We start from the raw sequence: 12,913 nt of genomic DNA on the forward strand, positions 1-12,913 counted from the left end.
ATTTATAATATTTAAAGGCTCGGCTTAATATTCAATATATCAAGTAAATCCTGCTTAATATATTTTTCACGTTCTAAAACAAATTCTTTGAAATCTTTAAAATCAAGAAAAATATTCTCAGATAAATGATGTTGTTTTAAAAAATGATGAATAGCATTTTGGTTATCAAAATTTTGTTCAATCGATCCTTGTCATACCTTTTTCCTTTAAAATACATTTTTACGATTAAGATAGAACTCTTCTAACTATGTTAGTCGAGGATAAAGGATATGGCCAACAATGGAACAAATAAGCCTCTTATCTTTTAGATAAAAAATATCATCGTTTTCTTCATCTTGTTCGCCAATAAAAAAGACCCAAGCTTTATCTTTCTTATTTTCTTCTTTTGCCTGCTTTGCCTCGTCTTGAGAGGCTTCGAGTTCATGCAATAACATTGTTTTTTTTGCTTGAGACCATGTAGAGCAATCGACGTGAATTTTATAAGTACGTTCTGGTTTATTGTCAGTCCAAATTCCAGCAGTCAACGGTATAATCAATAACTCATCATTATGTATGATTTTATTCCATTGCAATGGAGAATAAAAAATTTTCTTTTCGTTATATTTTTTAATCGCATTATTTTCAATTTTTTTGAAAATTGTCATATAATTATAACCAGAAACTCCAGGAACATTTAAAGACATATTACGATCGTAAGGAAAGTTGACAAAAGCTCGACATATTGGACGAATAGTATTAGCTGCCCGTCTGGATTTTTTATTAAGAACATCATTTAGATCTTGGTTTTTACTATTTGCGTTAACTGATGAGGATGCCTTTTTGCTATTTGGATTGACTAAATCCCCCACATGCTCTCTTTCATCAATCAGAACCAATCCTGAAGGCGATAATCCAGGCGTGTTTTCTAATTTATCTTTGATACTCTGTTTTTTTCCTATCCCCTGATTAATAATTTTCTCTTCTGCGTCTGCATCACAATTTTCAGCATGAGATTGATTTGGATATTTAGAGAAATTTGGACGCAATTTATTTTTTTCGCCCCATGAACGGGGAACCATATCAATACCGCAACCCCAACATTCATAACCTTTACGGTTAACAACATCTAACTTGCATAAATCCTTAGCTTCAACAATTTGTCTTGTCAATTTATCACGAGCAGATTCCATATTATTTCCCTTTCCTATATTTAATAATCGTTGTATTGGATAAATGCTAGAAAAATTTATCGGAGCAACCGTTACTAATTCCGCATTATTTTTCATTTTGTGTAAATAAAGTATCGATTTATGATGACATCAAACTCATATAGGAAATACCTTTTACTAAACCTCCTCAAAGTAATCACTATCAATTTGCTTTACTTCATAAGTCTGCTTTGTTGAAACCCCAACATTGTGATCAATCATTAACTCAGCTAACTGACTACCATTAATTAAAATAATTCTTGACTCTAAATGTTTTACGTAATCAATTGCTTCATTACTAAAATTGGAAGTTGTAATAAACACGCCCTTTCTAGCTTTTACACCCTGTAGTGCACCTGCAAATTTTTGTATTTCAGGTCGGCCGACAGTACCTTCCCACTTTTTAGCCTGTAAATAAATCATGTCAAGTCCAAGCTTATCTTCTCGGATGATCCCATCAATGCCACCATCTTTTGCTATGCGAGTTGCCTCCCCTGCATCACGGCGAGAGCCACCATAACCTAAAGCAAGCATAACGTCCAAGACTAACCGTTCAAAAAATGCAGGTGAACACGTTTTAATTGAACTCAGTAGATCAGTGACAAGTGAGCCTCGAATTTCTTGATAGGATGAATCCATAAGTTCTGTCGGTGTGTTTTCTGATTCAACGTTAATTGGCTTTGTTTGCGTTGGAGTGGCAGACGATGATTGTTTAAATGATACAAATTCTGGTATGTGCATTAACTCTTCATTTGTTAATCGCGTAGGCTTGCTTTGTAAAAACTTTAATCCCAATTCACTTATTTGCCAAATACCTCGTTTAGCGTTATCAATTAATCCTGCTTTTTTCAGATAGGTTTTAGCCCAACCAATTCTATTTTCAATAATCGCTTGATTGCTATTAGGGAGTAATTGATTTGCTTCATCAGGTGTTAAGTTGAATAGCTGAATCAAATGATCATACGTTTGCCTTGTCGTATGCGCTTTTCCATCGGATAACCATTCTAAAAGTGGTAGCATAAGCGTTTGATAATCGGGAATAGCCATTTATTTCTCCTTAATATAATGGATGATATTTTTAAGCTTATAACAACCATCTATATCGGTCCCATTAAATTCAACTTATTCATATCAATAGAGAAAAAAACTCTATAATCTGTTGTATAACGTTACAAAACGTTATGAGTTGAATCGAAAAAACCAAAGTTTGTCGTAATGGTTAGATTAAAACTTATTTAAAAAATTTAATTTGAAAAAATCCCTGCAAACAACGTCATCTTAAAGATCATCTGTTCGTGAAAAAATAAATTGTTTCAAAAACTGTTCAATGCGAATATTGAGCTTAAATAATGATATTGTGATGCCGTCTTGTTTTTCAAAATAGGCTTTCGCCTTTGCTTTATCGACCGTTTCTTTTAAGGCATCGAATCGACCAAAATCATTGAGATTATTCTCATTCACTCTATCGCTCATTAACTTTAAAAGTAGTCTTTTATCTAAACCAAACGCATCAACCACCATATTCACTTGCGCATTTTCAGCGTTATCTTTGTAAATATTGATATAATCTCTAAAAGTGTGACCATCTATTAACCGCGCATCACCACGTTGTAAATCATGTAAAAAAAGTTTAGCGTACTTTTGCTCACTTTGAGAAAGTGAAGCAAATGACTTATGCAGCTCATTTAAGGTGTTTTCAATATTGATTGAATTTTGATTCAGCTCTTTCAAATATTTATCAAATCGACTATTCATATAGTTGGCATCGATTTTACCGGTATCGATTTCCGTTAAATAACCACTGACATCAAAAGGGACATCCCCACCTCTCGCACCAATGCTTTCGCCTTTTGCAACCAACTCTCTGTAACGTAAAATGAGACTCAAGTAAGTTTGTTCGTCTATAGCTAATGTTACCTCATACGGTTTATCCTTTTCAGTAAAGGAGTAGATCGACTGTTTCCAATTAAATCCTTGTATTTTTGCTGCTTCTAAGTGTTGATTAAACGTATTAAATAGTTTTGCAAATTTAGCACAAGCATCAATATCTTCTGGCAGTTTTTCAAAATTATCAATACCTGCGTTAATAAACAGCTCACGCATATCTGCGACAAATTCATTCATAGCTTCAAGGTTGCTTGCCAACTTATCAACAAATAGACCAATCGGCTTATCACCAGAGTAGAGTTTTACCGCATCGTTGATGTGCCGCTCCATGGTATGTGGGTAGCGGTAATAACGAATAATGCCATGAGGTTTATCAGGACCAAACAGGCGATTAGTACGTGAGAACGCTTGAATGATATGTTGATATTTAATCACCTTATCTAAATATAACGTATTGAGCCATTTAGAATCGAAACCGGTAAGCATCTGGTCTACTACAATCAATAAATCTAACTGTTTTGCAGGCTCAGTATGTATATGTTTGTATTGTTTTTTATGAGCAAGACGATCCGCTAAATCTTTTTTGAAAGCAGCATGGCGGGCAAAATCAAAATTCTGACTGTAACGTGCGTTATAATCGGCCATTATTTCTTCTAAACCATCACCTTTAAAGGTTGGGCCTCGATTTTCATCACCACTGTTATCAATATGTGGATCAAATAAGGCGGACACTTTCAGTTCCGGTTTGGCTGCTTTTAATCGTCGATAATAATCAATGGCTTCGGCGATAGTGCTTGTAGCTAAAATAGCATGAAACTTATTGCCTTGACTGAGTATTTCCCATTTATCTAAGATATCACTGATAACCTTTTCTTGATGCGCATCTGATAAATATTGGCTTTTCGGTATATAGTCTTCAATGCCTTTGTGATATTTACCCATAGCATCTTTATAGCCAGCCATAGGCACATCATTCATAAAATAATTAAATTTTTCTTTCTTTACGGGATCGTTTATGGCCTCTATAATGGTGTTAGCTTTAGCTTGCTCAAGCGCTACCTTTTCCCTCAAATCAATATCTCTAAACGTAGAAACTTTATAGGGATCAAAACCCAGTACGTTGCCATCGCGTATACCATCGGCGATACTGTAACGATGTAGTTCGTTACCAAACACATCAGCGGTCGTATTGAGATTAATCTGATTTTCCTCATGAATCGGTGTGCCAGTAAAACCAAAAAAGAGTGCCTTAGGGAAAGTTCTTTTTATTCGCACCAACATGCCTTCTTTATCTTCATTACCGCCACTCATCGTTGATCGATGTGCCTCATCGATAATGAACACTAAGCGATTGGTACGAATTTTTTCAATATCGGCAGAGTTAGTAGCTGTCCCTTCATCGTTAACCGCTTCAAAAATATTACTCATTTTTTGAATAGAAGTAACAATTAAAGTATCGGCTGGATTACTACTTTTTAATTTGGTAATGAGCGTATGGGTATCTTCCGTAGCTTGAACGTCTTCACCATCATTGGCAAAATTGCGGTACTCTGCAAGGGATTGTGTACCGAGTTCAACACGATCCATTAAAAAAATTACTTTATCGGCATCTTTGGATTGAGCAATTAACTGCGCCGATTTAAAACTGGTCATGGTTTTACCTGAGCCAGTAGTATGCCATACATAACCACCGAGGCGATCTGAATTATTTGCAGTATTACTAAGTTGTTGCCAATTGGTTTTGGCAACTTTGTCCGATATTGCATTGGCAGCATAATACTGATAACTACGCATCACTTTAAGGATGCCATCAGTATCGTCAGCAACAGTGTAAAAGCCAATCAATTGGTGTGCCATAGGAATAGACAACAAGGTCGAAGCAATATCTTTCCAATGATTCATCGGCTCATTATTAAAATCAGCCCAGTGAAATTGATAATCAGGGTTAAAATTGCCCTCTATCCCCGGATTGGCAAAGTATTTCGTTTCCTCTGGTTCCATCGCCACAAATACTTGGATAAGCGAAAACAGCCCGCTAAATATCCCCTCTTTGCTGTACTTTTCAATTTGGTTAACAGCTTGGCTAACCGGAATACCACTGCGCTTTAGCTCTACATGAATCACCGGCATTCCATTAATGAGTAACATAACATCACCACGACGGTCATTACGCAAAGGGCTACCACGTTCAAATTTGGGTTGTTGCACAATTTGGTAACGGCTTTGACCGGCGGCAATTTCTTGGCGATCGTAAATTTTTAAGCTGACTTCTTTACCGAAATGCAAGGTATCTAATGGGTTATCTCGCTTGATGGCAATAGTTTTACCGTTGATTAAGCCATTTAGTTTAATCGGTGTTTTAAGCTCTTTGATTTGCTCAATGATTTGCTGCATTTCAGTATTGGTTAAGGGCACATCATTTAAACGATCTTGTTGGCGATTGTTTTCAAACAAAATAGATGCCCAGTTTTTCAGCAATTCCGCTTCAGTTTTGTTTTTAAGTATTTCCGGTTCCCACCCTTTTTGGGTAAGGACATCAATAAAGGCCTGCTCAAATTCGGCTTCAGTACTAAAGGTTATCATTGTTTCTCCTTAAACAAACATTTTGCTCAAGCAGGCTTGCTTGATATTATTGAGTTTGGTGATTTGTTGTTGGTGTTGGGCTATAAGATTATCGAGTTGTTTCAGAAAACACCCAATTTTAACTTGTTCCTCTAAACTTTTAGGAATAAAAAATACATAGTTACTTATTTCCGATAGGGATATATGCTTGATTGTTCCGCCATGGGAAATAGTAGTCATAGTTTCTAAGAATACTCCAGTATTTAATGATTGATAAAGAAATTCATTATTGTGTTTTGCTACTAAACGACCTACTCGCTGTGCTAATATTTGGTGAGTATCTATAACTTTAGCTGTTCTTCCTACTGTACCATCCATTGTGACTAATATATCGCCAATATTAAGAATATATTGGCTTAAAGACGAAATTTTATTGGCAGCTATTCTGTTTCCCGTTTTTCCGTCAACAATAGCTGAGTCGTTTTGAATGTTACCATTTGTAATTACAAGAAAAGTGCCTGAGCTTGAAAAGTCAGCACTATCGAAAGGGAATCCAGTAGTTACAATTGCTTCATTAAACAATTTTGTCTCTTTCCACTCATCACTAAACCCTTTAAAACGAATTTCTGGAATGTTTTTTCCTTGCTTGGGAAACATTTTTTCCAGCATGGCTTTTTTAATATTGCAAAGCTTATCATGCTTTTTTTGGTGTTGGTTGATGAGGGTGTCGAGTTTTTGGAAGTAGTCCCCGATTTGGGTTTGTTCTTTTTTTGTAGGAAGAGTTACGCTCTGGCTTTTTACAATATCTGAATTAAGGTTAACTTGACTACCTGGCTGTCCATATTGTTTCCACTTTTCTTCAAAAGATTTTAGCCATTGATACATGAATTCGAGTTCAAAAAATGGCTTTTTAAATATCAAAAAACCATCATGTACGCCTGTTTCCACATAGTTAATTACTGGTTTTCCAACACTTGCTGCAATACTTAGTAATAAGCTCTTGGTATGTAATACACGAGTTTTTTCTTGACCAAGCTTTGAAATTCGTTGCTCTAGATAGCTAATACGACCATCTTGCTCAGTCACATCTCTAATACGTAACCAACCAACACTTGAATTACTATCGAACCATTTAGGATCTTCAATAGGACGAGGACTTGCTCCACGCAAAATCTCAGCTAACTCACCTAATTTTTTTTCTTCCCACTTCCCACTAAAAACCTCAAACCGAATTTCAGGTACTTTTTTATCCACACTCATCTTATTTACCCTTTAACAAGCTAGCGAGTTCATCAAGGCCCTGCATATCAAACTCATTACCAGTGAGTTCACCTATCATCTGTGCCAACTCTTGCTCGGTGGTTTTAATTTCATTAGCTATTTGCGAATAGGTCACGGCATATTTATCGGCAAGTGCTTGTACTTGAGTAGTGAGTTGGTTAATTATTACGTTTGGCATTGTGGCAAGTTCACTGCATAATGGGGTAATCCATTTAAGGCATAGTAGATTGTTCACCTGTTCATCAGTTAAACTTTCAAGAGTCGTTTTGGTTGTTAGATGCAACTCAATAGCGGCGTCTTTAACCGTTTTCTTTAATGTTTTTTCTTCGTCAATCAACCGACTAGCTTGAATTATTTTGTGCTCATAGCTTTCTTCAACAAACTTGATTTTGCTCTCTTTTTGCTCTTTTAAGAAGTTTTTGGCGGCCTTACTAACTTCGGTGTTGGCAAAACCATCTTGGCTCTCTTTAATGGTATCTTGTTCTTTTTCTTCTTCGGTGAGCGATTCTAGAATCTCTTCCAGCAAACTCGCAATTTCAGCTAAGCGAGTTTCCTTTTCAGCTAATGCTTGTAAAGCATCGTTCAAATAAGTCTTTTGCACTAAATCAAACGGTAAAATATGACCTTTCCAGCCGTCTTGTACGTCAGTGTCTTGACCGTTTTTTTTCTTGATCACCATATTGGGATCAACTTGTTTAGTGGCGGAAAACCCCTCTGTTTGCATCATTTCTAAATCAGCGCTGATGATTTGCCATTGATCACTTAAAAACTGATAAGCTTGATATTTGTCGATTAGATTATTTGACGCTAAACGGTTAAATAATTCAGCACTTAACGCCGATTCACACTGATTACGTTTAACACTCTGCCAATTTTCAATTAATTGCGTTTGTAAGTATGTATCAAAACCGTTAAAGGCTTGATTATAGGCATCAATAAATGCCAACACTTGTGGATGCTGCACAATAGTGACATTGACGTCTTTTTTATCGATAGCTAGCTCACTATAAGCCGCTGATTTAGCAGCAAACAGTTTGTTACGCAGCGCTGGAAAAGTTTGCCAATAGTGCTGTAATTCAGCAATTTCACTGTTAGGTATACCGCCCAGCATAGTGGCATGTAAATCCCAGTTTGGTGTCGCTTCTGAAGAGTCCACATAGCGAGGAATATTAAGGTTAAAGTCGTTAGCACGTATAGTATCCTTGCTAACAAGTTGTGAGAACTTATCGATACTTTCACGATTAATCACCGCATCTGTAATACGTTTGATATCACTAATTTGCAGTTTGTTATTTTTTCCTTCTTTAATAAAATGTTTCGAGGCATCAATTACCAATACGTCAGTATTTTGACGTTTTTGTTTAAGTACTAAAATTACCGTCGGAATACCGGTACCAAAAAAGATATTTGCCGGCAAACCGATGATCGTATCAATATGATTCTGTTCAATAAGTTGCTTACGAATCTCGCCCTCTTCACCCCCTCTAAATAAAACACCATGAGGAAGAACAATTGTCATAATGCCATCGGGTTTTAAATGGTATAGATCATGCAACAAAAACGCAAAATCGGCTTTGGTTTTGGGGGCGAGCCCAAAACGAGAATAACGAGGATCGCTCTCTTTAAAACTTGGATCCCAGCTTTGGGAGTAAGGTGGATTTGATACTACTGCATCAACATGCAAAGGGTCATATGAACCTTGTGGGTCACTGTCGTCAACATAAGGCCAATCTTCTTCCAATGTGTCGGCATTACGGGTTTTAATGTTGCTGGCTTTAATACCCCGCATAATTAAGTTCATACGAGTAAGATTATAAGTGTTCGCTTTTAATTCTTGAGCATAATAGGTAATACTGTCTTTATTTTTGCCGTATTTCTGGAACGCCTCACCGATATTAATTAACAGAGAACCTGACCCCGATGTTGGGTCGTAAATTTTAATAGTATTTTTATGTTTTAATTCATGAGCGATGATGTTTGACATCAGTACTGAAACTTCATGCGGTGTATAAAATTCTCCAGCTTTTTTACCCGCATTCGCCGCAAATTTTTCAATCAAATATTCGTAAATGTAACCCAATACATCGTATCCTTGATTAGCATTCATTGGAATACTTTTGATTAATTGAAGTAAATCACTGATAGCTTTGGTACGTTTACCTGCACTTTCACCGAGCTTACTTAAACCGGTTTCTAAAGTGGTAAAAATTCCCTCAAAGAGCTTTTTATAGGTTGGTGAAATTAAACGGCTAAATGCTGATAGTGCATCACGTACATTAGATTCATCGAATGGATATTTGGGATCTATCCAAGTGGAAAATAAATTATCATAGGCAATAAAGTAACCTAAGTTATCTTGCACGAACTTTACCGTGTCTGTATCTGTTTCAGTAAGCAATTTGATATCGTCTGGTGTCATGCCTTCTTTGGAAACAAATTGTACTAACTGATCACTTAAATATTTATAGAAAATAAAACCAAGAATGTAATCTTTATATTCATTCGCCTCGATTTTCGAACGCATTTGGTTGGCAGATTCCCAAATCTTAGCGGCCAATTGTTGTTTATTCATTTTTATCCTGTTTAGTGATGTTATCGAAATCAGATAAAATCTAACAATTATCTTTACAATATAAATTTTGATAATTTTTATCAAAATGAACTAATTTTTTTAATTGAATCGTTTAGGCGCCATAATGCCAATCCGCAATTTTTTAACTTGCTAGCCGAGCTAGTTCATGATTTTGACGAACAACCTAATTGACTTATTTTGAGTATAATAATACAGGCGAATACCGCAAAAATCCATAAACGCCATTATTAGCCATATACCATAAATAAGTTATTCTATATGTTGCTATTATCGTTTTTGTTTCAATTGCTGCTTAAGTTTATTGATACTTTTTATTTTATCTATAATAATTTAACTGATATGACTGCTAATTAGAACTAGTGGATTAATCTTATTTTAGTTTATTTTTTAAAGTGAATTTCCAAGCATCATAATTGTCATTGGTAATACAACGGAAATGCTTAAAAAAGATAGATAATATATTTATTTAGCGGAATTTCAGACACAAAAAAACCAGCTTTCGCTGGTGTTCCTTTTTCGTAATTGGTGCCCGGACGCGGAATCGAACCACGGACACGGGGATTTTCAATCCCCTGCTCTACCGACTGAGCTATCCGGGCAACAATGGAGGTGTATTAAACACGATTCCCGATTATCAGTCAATCCCTTTTGTAAGATATTTTGAAAAATATATGTCGTTTGGTTGAAATTTAACTAGTTATTACTATATTAGTAACTTATTATGACATAATATCACTCTATACTTAGAGGAATTTTATATGCGAGTCTTTGGATTTATTGTTTTTTTTATTTATGCTTATTTGGAACTCAGCTTCTTTATAAAAGTTGCTGATTCAATAGGTGTTTTTCTTGCTTTAATTGGCATTATTGCCACTTCGATTATTGGGTTTTCTTTAATTAAAAAGCAGGGTTTAAATAACCTAAGTATTATGCAACAAAAAATCGCTAATAATCAAAGCCCTAAAGATGAAATTATTAAGAGTGTGTCCTTACTCTTTGCGGGTTTTTTATTGCTAATTCCTGGTTTTTTAACCGATATGCTTGGCGGGATTTTGTTAATTCCACGCGTTCAAGATTATATTGTTCGCTTTATTGTTAAAAAATTCCCTTTCAAAGTTCGATCATTTTCTTCTAGCAACAATGCGCAACTTAATGATGTAATTGAGGGTGAATTTGAGCGTAAAGATGACTAATAATTAATCAATTAAAAAATTTTTTAATGTTATTCTCTTGAAGAATTTAAAACAACCCCCATTTAATGTTCACTATATTATATAGATCATAATTTTATGATTTATTGTTAATAATTATTTAATTTATATTAGTGCTAGGAGATAACTAATGAAAATTCGTCCATTGCATGATCGTGTGATCATTAAACGCAAAGAAGTAGAGTCAAAATCAGCTGGCGGTATTGTTTTAACAGGCTCAGCTGCGGGTAAATCAACACGTGGTGAAGTTTTAGCTGTTGGTAATGGTCGCATTTTAGAAAATGGTCAAGTTCAACCACTAGATGTAAAAGTTGGTGATATCGTTATTTTCAATGAAGGATATGGCGTTAAAACAGAAAAAATTGATAACGAAGAAGTGCTTATCTTATCTGAAAGCGATATTTTAGCCATTGTTCAAGCGTAATTGGCAAATAATTTAATTTATAGACAGAATTTAGGAGAAATACAAAATGGCAGCTAAAGATGTAAAATTTGGTAATGACGCTCGCGTTAAAATGCTTAAAGGCGTCAATGTATTAGCTGATGCAGTTAAAGTAACTTTAGGTCCAAAAGGACGTAACGTAGTATTAGATAAATCATTCGGTGCACCAACTATTACTAAAGATGGTGTGTCAGTTGCTCGTGAAATCGAATTAGAAGATAAATTCGAAAACATGGGTGCACAAATGGTTAAAGAAGTGGCTTCAAAAGCAAACGATGCCGCTGGTGACGGTACAACTACCGCAACAGTACTTGCTCAAGCTATTGTTAATGAAGGTTTAAAAGCGGTTGCTGCGGGTATGAATCCAATGGATTTAAAACGTGGTATCGATAAAGCAGTTGTTGCAGCAGTTGAAGAGCTTAAAAAATTATCTTCACCATGTGCTGATTCTAAAGCGATTGCTCAAGTAGGTACAATCTCTGCTAACTCAGATGAAACTGTTGGTACTTTAATTGCTCAAGCAATGGAAAAAGTGGGTAAAGAAGGTGTTATCACTGTTGAAGATGGTACTGGTTTACAAGACGAGCTTGATGTTGTTGAAGGTATGCAATTTGATCGTGGTTATTTATCACCATATTTCATCAATAAACCAGAAACAGCTACTGTTGAATTAGATAGCCCATATATTTTATTAGCGGATAAAAAAATCTCTAACATCCGTGAATTATTACCAGTATTAGAAGCAGTTGCTAAAGCAGGTAAATCACTACTAATCATTGCTGAAGATGTTGAAGGCGAAGCATTAGCAACTTTAGTTGTGAATACTATGCGTGGTATTGTTAAAGTTGCCGCAGTTAAAGCACCTGGCTTTGGTGATCGTCGTAAAGCTATGTTACAAGACATCGCTATTTTAACAGCCGGTACTGTAATTTCAGAAGAAATCGGTTTAGAGCTTGAAAAAGCTACTTTAGAAGACCTAGGTCAAGCTAAACGTGTTGTTATCAATAAAGACAATACCACTATCATTGATGGTGTTGGTGAAGAGTCTTTAATCAGTGCTCGTGTTGAACAAATTCGTAAACAAATCGAAGAATCAACTTCTGATTACGATAAAGAAAAACTTCAAGAACGTGTAGCTAAATTAGCTGGTGGTGTTGCAGTAATTAAAGTTGGTGCAGCAACTGAAGTTGAAATGAAAGAGAAAAAAGCACGTGTTGAAGATGCATTACATGCAACTCGTGCAGCAGTTGAAGAAGGTGTGGTTGCCGGTGGTGGTGTTGCGTTAGTTCGTGCTGCATCTGCAATTTTAGACCTTAAAGGTGCAAACGAAGATCAAAACGTTGGTATTAAAGTTGCCCTTCGTGCAATGGAAGCGCCATTACGTCAAATCGTGACTAACTGTGGTGAAGAAGCATCTGTTGTTGTTAACGCAGTTAAAGGTGGTAAAGGTAACTATGGTTACAATGCTTCAACTGAAGAGTACGGCGATATGATCGCAATGGGTATCTTAGATCCAACTAAAGTAACTCGTAGCGCATTACAATATGCTGCATCTGTTGCTGGTCTTATGATCACAACTGAATGTATGGTTACTGATCTACCTAAAGATGATAAAGCTGATTTAGGTGCTGCTGCAGGTATGGGCGGCATGGGTGGAATGGGCGGAATGATGTAATTCTGCTGTTTCTCCTAATAAAAACCACTCCGTTATGTGAGTGGTTTTTTTATACCTAGCGGTTGATTATATAAA

At 35.8% G+C, this 12,913-nt stretch carries 8 protein-coding genes and 1 tRNA gene; 3 read left to right on the top strand and 6 right to left on the bottom strand.

Annotated features, from left to right (window positions below; all coding sequences use genetic code 11):
• Positions 1-245 precede the first annotated feature (245 nt).
• The 6 genes from A9G07_RS00780 to A9G07_RS00805 all read right to left on the bottom strand — a co-directional run bounded on the left by A9G07_RS00780 (position 246) and on the right by A9G07_RS00805 (position 10,109).
• On the bottom strand, positions 246-1,169 hold the full coding sequence (locus A9G07_RS00780) for a hypothetical protein (protein ID WP_065733652.1): 924 nt from the start codon (positions 1,167-1,169) through the stop codon (positions 246-248).
• Positions 1,170-1,325: 156 nt separating this feature from the next.
• Positions 1,326-2,234, bottom strand: a complete 909-nt coding sequence (locus A9G07_RS00785) for a restriction endonuclease (protein ID WP_065733653.1) — start codon at positions 2,232-2,234, stop codon at positions 1,326-1,328.
• A gap of 231 nt (positions 2,235-2,465) precedes the next feature.
• Positions 2,466-5,657 (bottom strand): type I restriction endonuclease subunit R, encoded by a 3,192-nt coding sequence (locus A9G07_RS00790; RefSeq protein ID WP_065733654.1) that lies wholly within the window; start codon positions 5,655-5,657, stop codon positions 2,466-2,468.
• A 9-nt stretch (positions 5,658-5,666) separates the two neighbouring features.
• Positions 5,667-6,896, bottom strand: coding sequence for a restriction endonuclease subunit S (locus tag A9G07_RS00795; protein WP_065733655.1), 1,230 nt, complete (start codon positions 6,894-6,896; stop codon positions 5,667-5,669).
• A 1-nt stretch (position 6,897) separates the two neighbouring features.
• Positions 6,898-9,489 (bottom strand): type I restriction-modification system subunit M, encoded by a 2,592-nt coding sequence (locus A9G07_RS00800; protein ID WP_065733656.1) that lies wholly within the window; start codon positions 9,487-9,489, stop codon positions 6,898-6,900.
• Between the two features lie 544 nt (positions 9,490-10,033).
• Positions 10,034-10,109, bottom strand: a tRNA-Phe gene (locus tag A9G07_RS00805).
• Between the two features lie 159 nt (positions 10,110-10,268).
• Here A9G07_RS00805 and A9G07_RS00810 point away from each other — a divergent pair.
• The 3 genes from A9G07_RS00810 to groL all read left to right on the top strand — a co-directional run bounded on the left by A9G07_RS00810 (position 10,269) and on the right by groL (position 12,838).
• Positions 10,269-10,703 (top strand): FxsA family protein, encoded by a 435-nt coding sequence (locus tag A9G07_RS00810; RefSeq protein ID WP_065562752.1) that lies wholly within the window; start codon positions 10,269-10,271, stop codon positions 10,701-10,703.
• A 148-nt stretch (positions 10,704-10,851) separates the two neighbouring features.
• A complete protein-coding gene (locus tag A9G07_RS00815) occupies positions 10,852-11,145 on the top strand; it encodes a co-chaperone GroES (RefSeq protein ID WP_034915350.1) in 294 nt (97 codons plus the stop codon).
• 46 nt (positions 11,146-11,191) lie between these two features.
• The gene (gene groL, locus A9G07_RS00820) at positions 11,192-12,838 is read left to right on the top strand and encodes a chaperonin GroEL (protein WP_065562751.1); all 1,647 of its coding nucleotides are present in this window, start codon (positions 11,192-11,194) and stop codon (positions 12,836-12,838) included.
• Positions 12,839-12,913: the final 75 nt, after the last annotated feature.

This window comes from Gilliamella sp. wkB72, from assembly GCF_001693745.1.
Classification (GTDB): domain Bacteria; phylum Pseudomonadota; class Gammaproteobacteria; order Enterobacterales; family Orbaceae; genus Gilliamella; species Gilliamella apicola_E.